Origin of the sequence: Rhodococcus sp. B50 (assembly GCF_013602415.1) — a bacterium.
Taxonomy (GTDB): Bacteria; Actinomycetota; Actinomycetes; order Mycobacteriales; family Mycobacteriaceae; genus Rhodococcus.
This window is the reverse complement of record NZ_WPAG02000002.1, coordinates 2,757,135-2,772,153: the sequence shown is the minus strand read 5'-3', so window position 1 is coordinate 2,772,153 and position 15,019 is coordinate 2,757,135. Positions and strand designations below refer to the sequence as shown.

The 15,019-nt window shown below is 67.0% G+C and carries 15 protein-coding genes; 11 read left to right on the top strand and 4 right to left on the bottom strand.

The annotated features are described in order from the left end of the window. Nucleotides 1–30: 30 nt before the first annotated feature. A complete protein-coding gene (locus tag GON09_RS13075) occupies nucleotides 31–1,434 on the bottom strand; it encodes an MFS transporter (RefSeq protein ID WP_213932151.1) in 1,404 nt (467 codons plus the stop codon). Nucleotides 1,435–1,597: 163 nt separating this feature from the next. Here GON09_RS13075 and GON09_RS13070 point away from each other — a divergent pair, with 163 nt between their 5' ends. The 3 genes from GON09_RS13070 to GON09_RS13060 all read left to right on the top strand — a co-directional run bounded on the left by GON09_RS13070 (nucleotide 1,598) and on the right by GON09_RS13060 (nucleotide 4,597). Then, on the top strand, nucleotides 1,598–3,400 hold the full coding sequence (locus GON09_RS13070; RefSeq protein ID WP_213932150.1) for a glycoside hydrolase family 15 protein: 1,803 nt from the start codon (nucleotides 1,598–1,600) through the stop codon (nucleotides 3,398–3,400). Between the two features lie 331 nt (nucleotides 3,401–3,731). Further along, the gene (locus GON09_RS13065; protein WP_213934432.1) at nucleotides 3,732–3,932 is read left to right on the top strand and encodes a cold-shock protein; all 201 of its coding nucleotides are present in this window, start codon (nucleotides 3,732–3,734) and stop codon (nucleotides 3,930–3,932) included. Nucleotides 3,933–3,964: 32 nt separating this feature from the next. Next, the gene (locus GON09_RS13060; RefSeq protein ID WP_213932149.1) at nucleotides 3,965–4,597 is read left to right on the top strand and encodes a helix-turn-helix domain-containing protein; all 633 of its coding nucleotides are present in this window, start codon (nucleotides 3,965–3,967) and stop codon (nucleotides 4,595–4,597) included. A 338-nt stretch (nucleotides 4,598–4,935) separates the two neighbouring features. Here the strand turns inward: GON09_RS13060 and GON09_RS13055 are convergent, their stop codons facing one another. Both GON09_RS13055 and GON09_RS13050 read right to left on the bottom strand, forming a co-directional pair. Next, nucleotides 4,936–5,316 (bottom strand): hypothetical protein, encoded by a 381-nt coding sequence (locus GON09_RS13055; protein ID WP_244865505.1) that lies wholly within the window; start codon nucleotides 5,314–5,316, stop codon nucleotides 4,936–4,938. A gap of 7 nt (nucleotides 5,317–5,323) precedes the next feature. Then, on the bottom strand, nucleotides 5,324–6,049 hold the full coding sequence (locus GON09_RS13050) for a GAF and ANTAR domain-containing protein (protein WP_213932148.1): 726 nt from the start codon (nucleotides 6,047–6,049) through the stop codon (nucleotides 5,324–5,326). Between the two features lie 146 nt (nucleotides 6,050–6,195). On the opposite strand from GON09_RS13050, the gene GON09_RS13045 reads away from it, so the two are divergent. The 8 genes from GON09_RS13045 to GON09_RS13010 all read left to right on the top strand — a co-directional run bounded on the left by GON09_RS13045 (nucleotide 6,196) and on the right by GON09_RS13010 (nucleotide 14,446). After that, nucleotides 6,196–8,517 carry an ATP-dependent DNA ligase gene (locus GON09_RS13045; protein WP_213932147.1) on the top strand — a complete coding sequence of 774 codons (2,322 nt, stop codon included), beginning with the start codon at nucleotides 6,196–6,198 and terminating at the stop codon, nucleotides 8,515–8,517. A gap of 43 nt (nucleotides 8,518–8,560) precedes the next feature. Then, the gene (locus GON09_RS13040; protein ID WP_213932146.1) at nucleotides 8,561–9,238 is read left to right on the top strand and encodes a response regulator transcription factor; all 678 of its coding nucleotides are present in this window, start codon (nucleotides 8,561–8,563) and stop codon (nucleotides 9,236–9,238) included. Next, nucleotides 9,222–10,445: a sensor histidine kinase gene (locus tag GON09_RS13035; RefSeq protein ID WP_244865504.1), complete on the top strand. Its 1,224-nt coding sequence runs from the start codon at nucleotides 9,222–9,224 to the stop codon at nucleotides 10,443–10,445. Before GON09_RS13040 ends, GON09_RS13035 begins: the two co-directional genes overlap by 17 nt. Beyond that, nucleotides 10,442–11,464, top strand: coding sequence for a hypothetical protein (locus tag GON09_RS13030; RefSeq protein WP_213932145.1), 1,023 nt, complete (start codon nucleotides 10,442–10,444; stop codon nucleotides 11,462–11,464). Before GON09_RS13035 ends, GON09_RS13030 begins: the two co-directional genes overlap by 4 nt. A gap of 148 nt (nucleotides 11,465–11,612) precedes the next feature. Next, nucleotides 11,613–11,885, top strand: a complete 273-nt coding sequence (locus GON09_RS13025; RefSeq protein WP_016692216.1) for a LuxR C-terminal-related transcriptional regulator — start codon at nucleotides 11,613–11,615, stop codon at nucleotides 11,883–11,885. Beyond that, complete coding sequence (locus GON09_RS13020) at nucleotides 11,882–13,096, top strand: ATP-binding protein (RefSeq protein WP_213932144.1); 1,215 nt, start codon at nucleotides 11,882–11,884, stop codon at nucleotides 13,094–13,096. Before GON09_RS13025 ends, GON09_RS13020 begins: the two co-directional genes overlap by 4 nt. Further along, nucleotides 13,093–14,106, top strand: coding sequence for a hypothetical protein (locus GON09_RS13015; protein ID WP_213932143.1), 1,014 nt, complete (start codon nucleotides 13,093–13,095; stop codon nucleotides 14,104–14,106). Before GON09_RS13020 ends, GON09_RS13015 begins: the two co-directional genes overlap by 4 nt. A gap of 10 nt (nucleotides 14,107–14,116) precedes the next feature. Continuing rightward, on the top strand, nucleotides 14,117–14,446 hold the full coding sequence (locus GON09_RS13010) for a YnfA family protein (RefSeq protein WP_006551592.1): 330 nt from the start codon (nucleotides 14,117–14,119) through the stop codon (nucleotides 14,444–14,446). Nucleotides 14,447–14,485: 39 nt separating this feature from the next. Here GON09_RS13010 and GON09_RS13005 read toward each other — a convergent pair whose 3' ends face one another. Next, complete coding sequence (locus tag GON09_RS13005) at nucleotides 14,486–14,938, bottom strand: hypothetical protein (RefSeq protein WP_213932142.1); 453 nt, start codon at nucleotides 14,936–14,938, stop codon at nucleotides 14,486–14,488. Between the last annotated feature and the right edge of the window lie 81 nt (nucleotides 14,939–15,019).

The window sequence follows — 15,019 nt, the reverse complement described above, 5'->3', positions numbered from 1 at the left end:
CGCCCGCCGGCCACCGTCGGTGCAGTGCGGTCAGCTCGCTGCGGACGTGGTGCGTGAGGTGGTCGACGGAAGGAATGCGGACGCAACGAGTCCGACGAGACCGATGACCGCCAGGACGATCATCGCCAGTGCGTACGAACGATCCGGAGTGGCGAGGCCGACGACGAGGACGGTACCTGCCACCGCGGTGCCCAGGGACGAACCCAGATTGGACACGCACCGCGACAAGCCCGATATCTCGCCTTGCTGTTCCTCCGGGAAGGCCGATTGCACGACGTTCACCGAGGGAGTGAGCATCGCGCCCAGGCCGATACCGATGAACAACAGGCCCGGGGCGAACGCCCATGCGCTCGTCCATGCACGCACCAGCAGGAGCAGAACCACGATGCCGACGAGGGTGACGACGAACCCGCTCATGATGAGGGTGCGTTGTGAATGTCTGTCGGCCAATCGTTCCGCCAGCAGTGAGGCACCGAGAATACCGGCGGTGGCGGCGGTGAAGATGACACCCGTCTCGATCGCGTTGTAGCCGCGGACCACTTGCAGAAATGCCGAGACGACGAACGCGACGCCCATCAGCAGGAGCCACTGGATGTTCTGGGTGACGAGCGCGAGATTCGACGTGCGATTGCGGAACAGCCGGGTCGACAACAGCGGCACTCGGCCTGTCCGTTCGAATCTCCGTACGTGCAGGAAGAATCCCACGATGAGCACAATGCCGATGCCGATGAGTGTTGCCGACACCGAAAGTGCGTTGTCCGCCTGAAGGATCCCCATGACCACGCAGACGAGACCTGCGGCGGACAGTGCGGCACCGATTCCGTCGAACGGTGTGGTCGGATTCGGGGGCAGGGGATCGTCGAGTCCTCTACTCAGAAGAACGATGGCGGCGACGATCAGAGCCTGGAAGACGAAGGCCGCCCGCCAGTCGACCGCGGTGGTGATCAACCCGCCGATCAACGGACCTGCCGCGGCACCTATCCCACCCATCCCGGTGATCACGCCGAAGGCCCGTGCCCGAGATTTCATGTCGGTGAACAGCATTGTCGTGAGGATGTACACAGGCGGGATCAGCAGTGCAGTGCCGACTCCTTCGAGAATCGAGTTGCCGACGATCAGGATACCCAGCCCCGGTGCTGCCGCGCTGAGGAGTGCACCTGCGCCGTACAGGACGAGGCCGGCGACGAAACATCGCTTGCGGCCCCATCGATCCGTCAGCTTCCCACCCGGAATCATGAACGCCGCCATGACCAGAAGGAACACGGTGATCGCGGTCTGGACGCCCTGCACCGTGGTGTCCAGGTCGACGCTGATGTCGTTGATCATCACGTTCATGTTCGAACCTGCGAAGCTGCAGATGAACTGGGCGAGGGCGAGGGGCAGCAACATCCGCCGCATGGGGGCGGACGGACTCGATGCCGGCTTCTCGATCATCTCGTGCTTTCCGTCGCGAAGGATGTCGCCGTATTTCTGCTCGTCATGATCCTCCGCGGAAGTATTCGAGTGGCACCGCCGAGTCGAAACCGTGACCTTGACCCCGTGTCCGGGAGCAAGGACGATCGAAGGACTCGACTCTACTTCTCGCGGAGGTAACGGCATGCTTCTCGAGGACTACGGTTTCATCGGTGATCTGCAGACCTCCGCGCTGGTCGGGCGTAACGGCTCGATCGATTGGCTGTGCCTGCCCTCGTTCGACTCCGGTTCGTGCTTCGCGGCTCTGCTCGGCGGCCCGGAACACGGACGCTGGCTCGTCGCACCCGCAGCGGAGCCCGTCGAGGTCACCCGTCGCTACGTCGACGGCACCCTGGTGCTCGAGACCGATTTCGAGACGGCGGACGGTGCCGTCCGGCTGATCGACTTCATGCCTCGCCGCGGAGCGGGCCCGCCTCGGCTGATCCGAATCGTCGAGGGTCTGCGGGGTCGGGTGTCGATGCACATGCACCTGTCGTTACGACCGGACTACGCTGCTGTCACGCCATGGGTGGAGACCGTTGCCGACGGCGCTGTTGCGACGGCCGGTCCCGACGCCTTCCATCTGTGTACGACGGTGCCCTTGGCAATCCACGCCGGAACCATCGAATCCGAGTTCGTCGCTGTAGAGAGCGGTCGGTACCGATTCGGTCTGGACTGGCACGCATCCTTCGAACCGGCTCCTGTCGTCGAGGACGCAGAATCCGCGCTCGCGCGAACAGTGGAGTGGTGGCGCGGCTGGACGGGACGATGCACCTACGGCGGGGCGTATCGCGATGAGGTGATGCGGTCCCTGATAATCCTCAAAGGGATGACCGACGAGACGACCGGTGCGATCGTGGCGGCCCCGACCACTTCACTGCCCGAGGCGCTCGGTGGAGTACGCAATTGGGATTACCGATACTGCTGGTTGCGCGACTCGGTACTGGCACTCGAAGCGCTGCTCGCAGGCGGGTACACCGATGAGGCCCTGGCCTTCCGCGATTTCATGCTCCGGGCGGGAACGGGTGATCCGGCCGATGTGCAGATCATGTACGGCATCAGAGGAGAACGTCGACTGACCGAGTTCGAGGTGGGACATCTGCCCGGCTACGAGGGTTCGGCGCCCGTCCGGGTCGGGAACGCGGCCGCGGAACAGTTCCAACTCGACGTGTACGGAGAAGTCCTCAGTGTTGCGTACAAGGGAGCCGAAGCGATCGGCAGGATCGAGCCGCACATGTGGCCCAGGTGGCAGGCCGTCATCGAGCACGTGGAGAAGATCTGGCGCGATCCCGACGACGGGATCTGGGAAACCCGCGGTCCCCGCCGGGATTTCACACAGTCGAAGGTGATGGCCTGGGTCGTCTTCGATCGGGCGGTCCGGCTCGCGGAGACGTTCGGGCTCGACGCTCCCGTCGAACGGTGGAAGCAGACCCGTGACGAGATCCATCGCGAGGTCTGCGAGCGGGGATACGACCCGGTCCGCGGCACATTCACGCAGTACTATGGCTCCGCGGAACTCGATGCCAGCGTGTTGCTCATCCCGCTCGTCGGCTTCCTTCCCCCGACCGACGACCGGGTCACGTCCACCCTCGACGCGATCCGGTACGAACTCGGTCGCGACGGCTTCGTGTCCCGTTACTCCACGGCGAAGACCGACGACGGGCTTCCCGGTGACGAAGGACAGTTCCTCGCCTGCTCGTTCTGGTTGGTGAGCGCCTTGGCCCTCAACGGCCGCGTCGACGACGCTCGTGCGTTGTTCGAGCGGTTGCTCGGGCTCGCCAACGATCTCGGGTTGCTCGCCGAGGAGTACGACGTGCGGGCGGGGCGGCAGGTCGGCAACTTCCCTCAGGCCTTCAGTCATCTCACGCTCGTCGGTGCCGCGTGCGCGATCACCGCCGCGGAACGGACCGGAGCGTCCGATGCGGCGGAGGAAGGGCTGGTCACCTGATCCGTCCTTGCTCGGACTGCCGACACGGTCCGAATATCAAGTGTCCGTTGGGTCTACACCGACCGACATGCGGTGTGTAGGTACGCTGACGACGACGGAGGCGCCGGATGCACCTTTCGGTCCCCGGGTGTCTGTACTTCGAACGAACTACATTGGTACATCGATAAATCGGGGGAAATGGTACGAATGTCACCGATTCGGCGTGGGTGCTTCCCCCCGCGCGCCGTTCAGGATTCAATGACAGGTGCAGAGGGGCTGTCGGGAGCGCAGGGGATACGCTTCCGCGTCGCTGCTCCGTCGGGGAATGCGCGAACGGTGGCAGGGGACAATTATGGAACACGGTGTTGTGCTGTGGTTCGATGCCGGTCTGGGGCACGGGTTCATTCGTGACGACGACGGCACCGAGATCCTGGTGCATTATTCACAGATCGACGGGAGTGGTTACCGCTTCCTGACAGGTGGCCAGCGAGTCCGGTTCGAGGTGGGCTATGGAATCTTCGGCCGGCAGGCGGTCGACGTGCACGTGTGCTGACGTGTACGCCGTCCGGATGATGGGATCGGGTCATGGACACGCATGCGAACGAGCGGGCGGGGAAGGTCGACGCTCCTCCTGCCGAGGAGCAGGTGTGGGAATCGCGGGCTGTGATCGAACGGGCGACAGGCGTGCTGATGGAGCGGTACGGACTCGACTCCGACCGTGCGAAAGAGTCGTTGCTGCAGGCCTCGCGCCGCATGGCTGTGCCGATGGTGCAGCTCGCGGAGGACGTGCTCGCCTCGGGTCGAGCAGGTGAACCCCCCGAAATTCAGGAGACTCTCGATGCCGCCTCCGCTCCTTCGGCACTACGTAAGGCTGTCGCCTTCATCGAGTCCGAAGCGGCTCGTCCGATCAGGCTGGCGGACATCGCGGCTGCCGCGGGGGTCGGAGCCCGAGCCTTGCAGTACGACTTCGTGCGCCACCTTCACACGACGCCCATCCGATACCTTCGTTCGGTGCGCCTCGACGGGGCTCATCAGGACCTGCAGGCCGCCGACCCGAAGCATGAGACGGTGGCGTCGATCGCGGCTCGGTGGGGCTTCTCGTCGCCCGGACGGTTCGCGACGCAATACCGGTCCGTCTACGGCAGGTCCCCGCGCGTGACCCGGTCGGACACACTGTGGTCCGATCGAACTACTGGCGATCTTGCAGAAAACGAATAGACTGCACAGCAAGCGAACCATGTGCTCGCCGTCGAGGACTGCCGACGGGACGCCAGACTTCCGGCGCAGGGGGTCGGATATGTCGATCTGCCCCGTCGGCAGTGGCTCGACCGCGCATATTCTGCATCCGTGCAAGGTGTCCGGCGTATGCTCGGAGTATCGGTGATCGCCTGTCACCCCCCCTGCACGGACGATCGCCGCCGCCGGGGACGGATCCGAGGACTCCGCCTCGGCGATGCCGGGCCCCGTCGCCTATTCCCCCTGCCGGCGGCGGGGTTTCGGCGTGCGGCGGTTCTCGGGAGTCGAGTGGAGTCGCGCACCGCGGCGCGCGGTCGGGGTTATCCGCCGCGTGTTCCTTCGGGACCGTCGTCCACATCGTTTCCCGATCGGTCGTCGTTCGTCTCGCGGGGAAGGTTGCCCCCCGAACCGGTCTCTCCGTGTTCGACGTTCCCTTCACGCGTAGAAATGGGTAATTCGGACGCATAGGGTGCACGCGGTGGGGAGATCTCGTCGAGGCGTTCGTTGATCGCGTGGGCGATGAGATCGTGCTGCAGGTGGGGCAGCGGCAACAATCCGTTCAGATACGCCTCGATCTCGACTTTTCCCACCTCGCCCCCGAGCGCGAAGTAGCGGAGCCACAACTCCTCGACTCCGAGTCCGGAGGCACGAAGGGCAGCACAGAGTCGGTGACGGTGTTCGCCGTCCGGTAGATAGTCCACTGCGACCTCACACCGTCTCGGTGTGGGTCGACGCGATTATCTCCGCTGCCACCTCCCGTACGGCGATGCGCCGTTGCAAAGACAATTCGAGCAGTCGCTGCACGGCGCGACCGGCATCCAGATTTTCGCGCAGCATCACGATTCCCTTGGCGGTAGCGATCATGTCGCGGTCGCGCAGGGCCCGAAGCAACCGCTCGTTGAGCGCTTCGGCTTCGGAGAGAGTGTGCATGTTCGCCAAGAGGATCGCGGCCTGATCTGCGAAGCGGCCGAGGATGTCCTCACTGTCCGAGCTATAGGCACGCGGACGTACGGAATACACCTTCAGCGCGCCCATCGTCTTGCCCGCGTACTGCAGGGGAACGCTCAGCGACGAAGCCATCCCCAGCTCCACCGCCCGCCTGGACCATTCCGGCCAGCGCTCTTCCTCTTCGAGGTTGTCCACGCGCACCGGCTCGGCGTTCCGGATCGCCGCCAGGCAGGGACCGTCGCCGAGTTCGTACTGCAGCGCGTCGAGATGCTCGACCATCGGTCCCGTCGCAGCGGACGTGGAGCGGTTGCTCGCCTCGTCGACGAGAGTGATACCCGAGCCGTCCGTACCGGGCAGTGTGTCCTTCGCCAGCGAGGTGATCAACTCCAGCACGGTGGTCACGGTCTGTTCGGACAGCAACACTCCGGCCATGCGGGCGAACACCGCGGCCCATGCATCGGGAGTCGGATCATGCGACTCCGTCATCTCCCACCTCCCGCCCGAACGCACCTTCGTGCGTCACCGATACCTCGACGCTACCCGCCCCGAAGCTTCGGCGTTCACGGACGTGCCGCTCCGATCACCACTTCGACACCACACCCGAACGCGTCCGAATTGGCAGAATCCGAAGTATGCCGACCCGGACGATCGACGGTCACCGCATCACCCTGACCAACCTCGACAAAGTGCTGTATCCGAGCACCGGGACGACGAAGGGTGAGGTCGTCGAGTACTACGAAGCCGTCGCGGAGGCGATGCTTCCCCACATCGCCGGCCGGGCCGCGACCCGCAACCGGTGGCCGAACGGTGTCGGTGGACAATCCTTCTTCGAGAAGAACCTTCCGGACCACGCACCGGTGTGGATAGAGCGTCGCACCCTGCACCACAAGGACCGGCGGGTCACCTACCCGCTGTTCGATTCGGCCGCCGGACTGGTCTGGCTCGGGCAACAGGCCGCCCTCGAACTCCACGTGCACCAGTGGCGTTTCGACGGGGAGAAGGCCGGACCCGCGACCCGCATCGTCTTCGATCTCGACCCGGGGCCCGGGGTAGGCCTGGCCGAGTGTGCGGAGGTCGCCCGCCATGTGCGCGACACCGTCGCGGAACTCGGGTGGGACGCCTATCCCGTGACCAGTGGCAGCAAGGGAATCCACCTGTACGTTCCGCTCGACCGGGTGTTGTCCTCGGCGGGGGCGTCGAAGGTGGCGAAGCAGGTCGCGCGCAATCTCGAGACCACCCTTCCCGACCTGGTGACCGCGACGATGGCGAAATCCGCGCGCGAGGGCAAGGTCTTCGTCGACTGGAGTCAGAACAACAGTTCCAAGACGACGGTGGCTCCGTACTCGCTGCGCGGTCGCGACGAGCCGTGGGTAGCGGCCCCGCGCAGCTGGGACGAACTCGACGACCCCGATCTCTCGCAACTGCAGTTCCGCGAGGTGCTCGCCCGCATCGACGAACTCGGGGACCTGCTCGCCGGACTCGATCCGCCGCTCGGCGGCGGCACCGCGTCCGGTGGTGACGCCCTGGACGCCTACCGCGGCAAGCGCGACGCGGCGCGCACTCCCGAACCCGTACCCGACCGCGTCCCGGACGAAGGTCCCGGCAACAGGTTCGTCATCCAGGAACACCATGCGCGTCGCCTGCACTACGACCTGAGGCTCGAACGCGACGGTGTGCTGGCGTCGTGGGCGGTACCGAAGAATTTGCCGGAGACCTCCGGGCGCAACAACCTGGCGGTACGGACCGAAGATCATCCCATCGAGTACCTGACCTTTCACGGGACGATCCCGAAGGGCGAATACGGTGCCGGCAGCATGACCGTCTGGGATACCGGCACCTACGACACCGAGAAGTGGCGGGACGACGAAGTGATCGTCCGTTTCCACGGCGAGCGGGTCGAGGGACGGTACGCGCTGATCCGCACCGAGAAGAATCAGTGGCTGGCGCATCGCATGAAAGACCAGGCGGAGGCGATCCCCGAGCCTTCGTCCGACGGCGCGCCGTCAGGGTCGAAGGCCTTCCCACACGACCTGGCGCCGATGCTCGCGACCCCCGGTGACGTCTCGGATCTCGATGCCGAACACTGGGCGTTCGAGGGCAAGTGGGACGGATACCGTGCGATCGCGGAGATCGAGGACGGCACGGTGAGGCTCCGCAGCAGATCCGGACGCGACGTCACCGGCGACTATTCGAAGCTCGTCGAACTCGCGACGATCCTCGACGGTCACCGGGCGGTGCTCGACGGGGAGATCGTCGCGGTGGACCGTTCCGGGGTGACGAGTTTCTCGATGCTGCAGCGCGGCGTGAACTACGAGTACCGCGTGTTCGACGTGCTGTATCTCGATGGGGTGTCGCTGCTGCGCAAGACCTACGACGATCGCCGCCGGGTCCTCGAGGCGCTCGCCGCCGCGACGGACGGGCTGATCGTCCCGGACCTGCTCCCGGGGGGCGGACCCGACGCTCTCGCCCGTAGCCGGGCGAAGAACTGGGAGGGTGTGGTCGCGAAGCGCCGGGACTCCGTGTACCTGCCGGGCAAACGCGGAGCGGGGTGGATCAAGTCGAAGAACTGGCTCACCCAGACCGTCGTGCTCGGGGGATATCGGCGCGGCCGCGGCAATCGTGCCCCGACCTTCGGATCCCTGTTGCTCGGTGTCTACGACGACGACGAGTTCGTATACGTCGGCAAGGTGGGGACCGGTTTCGACGACGAGACCCTCCTGTCGGTGGCGAAGACCATGAAGGGGCACACGAGTCGTACGAACCCGTTCGCGAACGAGGTGCCGGCCGCCGAACGCCGCGATGCGGTGTGGCTGCGGCCGGAACTCGTGGGGGAAGTGCGGTTCGGGGGATGGACGGAAGGAGACCGTGTGCGGCACGCGAGCTGGCGCGGTCTGCGCGACGACGTGGACGCGTCGAGCGTGGTGCGAGAAGAGGAAACAGGCGCTGACTGCTAACGTTCGTGCGAAGTCGGGTGATCGGGCATCAGGGGAGGCAGGAATGGCCGAGGGCTCGCGTGGCGTCGTCCGTCGGATCGGGTTGATCGAGGATCACGAGTCGGTCGCACTCGGATTCGCCGCGATGCTCGCCGACCAACCCGATCTCGAACTCGCGTGTACGGCCCCCACCGTCTCGGGCCTGCTGGAGCAGGCTACCGACCTCGACCTCGCCGTTCTCGACCTGCGCCTGTCCGACGGATCCTCACCGAAGAGCAATGTCGAGCAGTTGCGGGCGGCGGGACTCGAGACCCTGGTGTTCACGGGCGCCGAGAACCCCTATCTGCTCCGGTCCGCCGCCCGGGCCGGTGTGCTCGGGGTGGTGCGGAAATCCGAACCCGCCGCCGTGGTGATCGACGCGATCCGCGTGGCCGCCGCCGGAGGCCAGGTCGCCAGCACCGAATGGGCCGCGGCGATCGACGGTGATCCCGAACTCGACGACGTGGGACTCAGCCCGCGGCAGCTCGAGGTGCTCGAACTGTATGCATCGGGGGAGAAGCTCGACCGGGTCGCCCGGCTTACGGGTCTCGCGCCCCAGACCGTCAACGATTATCTGCAGCGGATCCGTCAGAAGTACGCTGAGGCAGGTCGTCCCGCTCCCACGAAGACGGATCTGTACAAGCGCGCCGTCGAGGACGGATGGCTGCCGATGCCCGAACGGTCGGATGCCCGCCGTCGCTGACGAGCCGGGCCGGGCCACCGGGGAGAAGTCACCCGATCGCAGCACCGTGGCCGCCGACCGTCTCCTCCGGATGTTCGCGCGATTCGTCGCGATCGGGTATGTCTGTTACTTCGCATTGCTCCTTCCACAGATCCTCGAGTCGCCGACCCGCACCGCATGGTGGTGGACACCCACCGCGACCGTTCTCGTCTTCGGTTCCGGAGTGGCGCTCGGCTTCGCGTCGTTCCGGGGCACGGTATGGATGAAGCGCGCCGCGGCCCTCAATGCCCTCGCCTACGTCGTGATGGTTGCGTTGTGGTTCGTGGCGTGGAACGGGACGACGATCCCGCAGGACCAGTCGTTGTGGTTCACCGCCTTCCCCGGTGTCGCGTCGCTCGCGGCCGCAGTGGCGTGGCGACCGCGGCGGGCGTTCGTCCACATGATCGTCGCGGTACTGCTCGCGCAGTGCGCGAACCATCTCGTCAGGGACGCGCCCTTCGATCACTTCCTGGCGCCCGACCTGGCATTCGCGTTCGTGTTCTGTGCGGTTTTCCTCGCCGCCGCGGTGGTAGGGCTCGGTACCGGTCGCACCCTCGACGAGACCATCGCCGTCACCCAGGCCACAGCAGCTGCCGCAGCAGCAGCGGAGGCGCGGAACGCAGAGCGTGAGCGATTCGATGCCCTGGTCCACGACCGGGTGATGTCCACTCTGCTGGCGGCCTCGCGCAACGCCCCCCGGGAGTCGCTCGTCGAGCAGGCCGAACGTGCGCTCACCGAACTCGACGAGTTGCGGCGCGGCACGGATCGGGACTCGGCGCTCGATGCCGCTGCGGTCGTGGTTCGGCTGCGATCTGCGGCGACCGAGGCCGACGAGGACATCGTCTTCACCGGCCGTGTCGCTCCGGGCTCCGACGAGGCGTCCTTCCCGCCCGAACCGGCACGCGCAACCGCCGCCGCCCTGGCCGAGGCGGTACGCAACAGCGTGCGGCACGCGGGGAAGGACGCGTCCCGCAGGGTCGAGGTGGATGTGGCACCGCGATGGATCTCCGTACAGATCGTGGACGACGGCAGAGGGTTCGATCCCGACACCGTCGATCCGCACCGGCTCGGTCTCGAAGTGAGTATCCGGGGACGCATGCGCCGACTGTCCGGAGGCCGGGCGGTCGTGCAGTCTGCGCCCGGAGCCGGCACCCGGGTGCTGCTGTACTGGAGGGATCCGGTCGCATGAACACGGCGAACTCGACCGTCTCCGATCTGCTGCGGATGCACAGCCGTCCGGCGCGGGCTTTCGCCGTCCTGTATGCGGTCACCTGCGTCGTGCTCGCACTGAACACCGCGTCCGAGGCGGAGGTTCGCTGGCCCATCGCCGTCGCCGTGATCGTGTGTGTGGCGGCCGCGTACGCACTCGTCGCGGTCGAGGGCGACCCGCTGCCGCTACGACCTGCCCTGGCGATGACGGTCTCGGGGGCAATCGCGTCGGCGGCGGTGCTGTCGGTTCTTCCCGCCGATCCGGCGCCGCACCCGATCGAACTGTGGCCGTTCGGGATGTCCACGACGGTCCTCGTGTTCATGTGCGTGCGGGGACGCACGGCGTTCGCCTGGTGCGGGATGGGTCTCATGCTCGTCGTGGCCGCATCGTGGTCGTACCTCACGGGCCCGGGCATCGGATACGGGCTCGGCCTGACGATCACGAGTGCGGGACCCGTGCTCATGGGCACCGTCTTCGGCTACACGATCCGTCCGCTCGCGCGGTCGATCTACCTGCTGCGTGCCCAGTCCATGCGGCGGATCGCGGCGGAGTCCGCGGCTGCGGCGGCGCTCGAGGAACGCGACGCCCGGCTGAGCACCCTCGACGACTCGGCCCGTCCACTGCTCCGGAAGATCGCCTCGGACGAACCACTCGACGAGAACGAACGGATCGAGTGCGGACTGCTCGAAGCGCGACTGCGCGACGGTCTGCGTGCGCCCGTGCTCCAGGTGCCCGTGGTCGAGCAGGCCGCCGCTGCGGCACGTCGGCGCAACGTCGAGATCGTCATGCTCGACGACCACGCGATGGATACGGTCCCGTCCGCGATCCGGCGTGCCGTGTATCGCGAGGTGGTGGACGCGCTCGATTCGGTGAGCGCGGGTTCGGTGACCGTACGAGTGCTACCTCCGGGCCGCGCGGCGATGGTGACGATGCTTCTGAAGGGGGAGAACGTGCGGCGTATCGAAATCGGGCGCGACGGCCGACGGATCGGTGATTAGCCGAAATACCGATGCCCACATTTTGTTGGGCAGAGAAAGATCGGTATGGGTGGTTGTCGCCTTCAACCGTTACGTTGTACCCACTCGAAACGGTGTTCGTCGGGGGACCCGGTTCGATCCCATGTATTCATCTCGGTAGGGACGCGCTATGACGACGATGCTCGAACATTCCCCGGCACAGAAGCCTGCACCACAGAAGCCCGCACTCTCGGCTCGCGAGATCGAGATCCTGCGGGCCTGGTTGCTCTGCGAGTCCAAGTCCGAGGCGGCTGCGAGCCTGTTCGTCACCGCGGCCACGGTCAGCACCCACATCGTCCGCATCCGCGAGAAGTACGCCCGGGTCGGGCGTACGGCGACCACGAAGACGGCACTGCTCGCCCGCGCCCTGCAGGACGGTGTGGTCTCCATCGACGAGCTGTGATCCGACGGCCTCTCACCGGACAGGGTGGGCACACGACGGACGCCACGAGTGCGGCCGACCGGATCCACCGGGTCTTCGGCCGGTTCATCAGCGCGGGCTACGTGTTCTATCTGCTGTTCGTCGTGCCCACCGCACTGTCGCAGGATCACCTCACGGCGTGGTGGTGGCTGCCCTCGGCGCTGCTTGCGATCTTCGGAACAGGGATCGCGCTGGGTGTGGCGACGTTCCTCGCAGACGTCCGGTGGGTCGGGCGACTCGCGGCCGCCAATGCCGTCGCCTTCCTGGTCGCGGCGGTTCTGTGGTTCCCGGCCTGGACCGGCGAGGTGTCGACGAGCACGGCCTGGCAGGCACTCTTCCCCGGGGTCGCGGGGTTGTCCGCGGCCGCAGCGTGGCGGCCACGGACAGCGCTCGTCTATCTCATGGCGGTCGTGGTCGTCGTGCAGACCACCAACTATCTGCTGGTGAACACCACGACGGGATATCGCTTCGTCCCGGAACTCGCGTTCGCACTCATGTTCTGCGGGGTGTTCGCCGCCGCAGCGATCGTCGCTTTCCGGACGGGCGATGTACTCGATTCGACGGTGGCCGCCACCGAGCGGTCCGTCGTCGCGGCAGCGGCGGCCGCGGCTCGGACGGTCGAGCGGGAGCGGTTCGACGCCCTCGTCCACGACCAGGTGATGTCCACCCTGCTCGCGTCGGGTCGCGGCGCATCCGACGGCCCGGTCGCCGCCCAGGCCCGTCGTGCGCTGGAGATGTTCGACTCCCTGCGGCGTGGCGACGACACCGAAAACAGTTTCGACGCCGCCCGGGTTGCGGCGCAGTTCCGATCGGCGGCTTCCGAGGTGGACGAGGACGTCGAGTTCACGACCGAGGTGGGAACGGCTGCCGGGCAGGACTACCCGGCCGAGGTGATCAGGGCGGTCGCGGCCGCGCTGGCCGAAGCCGTCCGGAACAGCGTGCGTCATGCCGGGGCGGGGACGCGCCGGGCCGTGCATGTCGATCTCGGGCCGGGAGCGGTTCGGGTGGCAGTTCGCGACGACGGCCGCGGATTCGACCCCGCCGATGTCGATCGCTATCGGATGGGTATCCGCGCGAGCATCCACGGCCGCATGCGCGGTCTGGCCGGAGGCGACTCGCAGGTCACCTCCGGTCCCGGAGGTACGACGGTGACGCTGCTCTGGTTCGATCCGGCCGAGCGTCGCACGCCGTGACCGACGAACCGACCCGCGACGTACGCGACCTGCTGGGGATGCGCACCACGGCCGCGCGCGTACTCGTGAGCCTCTACGCCCTCGTCTGCCTCGTGCTGGCGGTGTTCGGCGCCGAGCACACGTCCGCGAGCTGGCCTTCCGCCCTCGCGGTCCTCGTGTGTACGTTCGCGGCGTTCACTCTCATCACCGTTCCGGGTGATCCGTTGCCGATGCCGGCGACGAGCCTGCTCGCCGCGACCGGGACGGTCTCGTCGGCACTCGTCTTCTCGGTGCTGCCGGTGCCGTCCCCGGGCGGCGTCGCGACCTGGCCGCTCGGGATGTCGACCGTCGTGTTCACGTTCATGTGCGTGCGCGGCCGCACCCTCGCGGCGTGGATCGGCCTGGCCTGCATGATCGCAACCGCGACCCTGTGGACGTATGTCACCGGGCAGGGGATCGGTCCCGGTCTGTCACTGTCGGTCGTCAACGCGGCCCCGGTCCTCATGTCGACCTTCTTCGCGTTCACCCTGCGCCCCCTGGCGGGATCCATCTATCTGCTGCGTGCGATGTCGTTGCAGCGCAGTGCGGAACAGGCGGCCTCGGCTGCGGCGCTCGAGGAGCGCGACGCGCAGCTCGACCGGCTCGACTCTCTGGCCCGGCCCCTCCTCGAACGCATCGCGACCGGGGACGTGCTCGACGCAGGGGAGCGACGCGCCGGGGTGCTGCTCGAAGCGCGTCTACGGGACGGGCTTCGAGCGCCGGCCCTGCAGGATTCGCAGGTCGTCGATGCGGCGGACGCCGCGCGTCGACGAGGCGTGGACGTGGTGATGCTCGACGATCACGGCATGGACGAGGTGTCCCGGGAGGAGCAGGTCCGCATCCTCCGCGCGGTCGCCGACGAACTCGACTCGGTGTCACACGGTTCCGTCACTGTGCGGGTTCTTCCCCCGGGGCGCCGGGCACTCGTGACGATCCTCGTGCGCGGCGACAGCGTGCGCCGCATCGAGCTGGGTGCGGTGTCGCAGGACTAGAGTTCCTCCCGTGACCGTGCTGAAGTCGTTGCTGCTGTTCGCCGTTGCCGCCCTGTTCGAGATCGGCGGTGCGTGGCTGGTGTGGCAGGGCGTGCGCGAGCACCGCGGCTGGATCTGGATGGGACTGGGCGTGATCGCGCTCGGCGCTTACGGTTTCGTCGCCACGCTCCAGCCCGACGCGAACTTCGGGCGCATCCTCGCCGCGTACGGCGGGGTGTTCGTGGCCGGTTCGCTGGTGTGGGGCATGGTGATGGACGGTTTCCGGCCGGATCGATGGGATGTCGCGGGCGCGCTCGTCTGCCTTGCAGGCGTCGCCATCATCATGTATTCACCTCGGTGACGAGGCATCCGGCGCACGGGCCGGATGCCTGTCCCGATGTCACGGCACTACGACGCCCCCGACTGCGGGAGTCGAGTTGCACAGCGGTCCACTGCCGAGATTCACCGAGCCGAACACGGTGGCCACGACCTCACCCGGTCCGGTGTCGACCAGCGCCGACAGGTTCGGGTACGCGCCGCCCAGATCGACGATGCCGGCACGGCCGTTGTTGCGGTTGAGCCATGCGACGCTGACCTGGCCCGCTGCCGGGACCGGCCACAGCGCTTCCCGCGTGGAGAACAACACGTGTCCGCCGGGAGTGCCGGCGTCCGGTCCGGGTTGCGCCGCGACCGAGGTCAACGACGCGAGGCTGCCCTGATTGATGCAACCGATGGTGATCGCCGTGCCCAGTGGCTGAGGGGGTGCAGCGGTTGCCGCACCGGTGAATGCGATTGCGGCAGCGATGGGGGCCGCCAGGGCGAGAACTCGACGTGCAAGTCGCAGTGCAGGCATGGTGCTGCTCCTCGAGAAAGGGATGTCACGTCCGGGAGCCGACCGCGGCGAGGAATTCCGCGGCGCGTCCCGCGCACCGAT

Excerpts from the sequence above, each read along its gene's own strand:
- GON09_RS13060 (WP_213932149.1), top strand. The coding sequence starts at position 3,965 with ATGGACACGCATGCGAACGAGCGGGCGGGGAAGGTCGACGCTCCTCCT.
- GON09_RS13075 (WP_213932151.1), bottom strand. The coding sequence starts at position 1,434 with ATGATCGAGAAGCCGGCATCGAGTCCGTCCGCCCCCATGCGGCGGATG.
- GON09_RS13070 (WP_213932150.1), top strand. The coding sequence starts at position 1,598 with ATGCTTCTCGAGGACTACGGTTTCATCGGTGATCTGCAGACCTCCGCG.
- GON09_RS13040 (WP_213932146.1), top strand. The coding sequence starts at position 8,561 with ATGGCCGAGGGCTCGCGTGGCGTCGTCCGTCGGATCGGGTTGATCGAG.
- GON09_RS13025 (WP_016692216.1), top strand. The coding sequence starts at position 11,613 with ATGACGACGATGCTCGAACATTCCCCGGCACAGAAGCCTGCACCACAG.
- GON09_RS13065 (WP_213934432.1), top strand. The coding sequence starts at position 3,732 with ATGGAACACGGTGTTGTGCTGTGGTTCGATGCCGGTCTGGGGCACGGG.
- GON09_RS13050 (WP_213932148.1), bottom strand. The coding sequence starts at position 6,049 with ATGACGGAGTCGCATGATCCGACTCCCGATGCATGGGCCGCGGTGTTC.
- GON09_RS13005 (WP_213932142.1), bottom strand. The coding sequence starts at position 14,938 with ATGCCTGCACTGCGACTTGCACGTCGAGTTCTCGCCCTGGCGGCCCCC.
- GON09_RS13045 (WP_213932147.1), top strand. The coding sequence starts at position 6,196 with ATGCCGACCCGGACGATCGACGGTCACCGCATCACCCTGACCAACCTC.
- GON09_RS13030 (WP_213932145.1), top strand. The coding sequence starts at position 10,442 with ATGAACACGGCGAACTCGACCGTCTCCGATCTGCTGCGGATGCACAGC.
- GON09_RS13035 (WP_244865504.1), top strand. The coding sequence starts at position 9,222 with ATGCCCGCCGTCGCTGACGAGCCGGGCCGGGCCACCGGGGAGAAGTCA.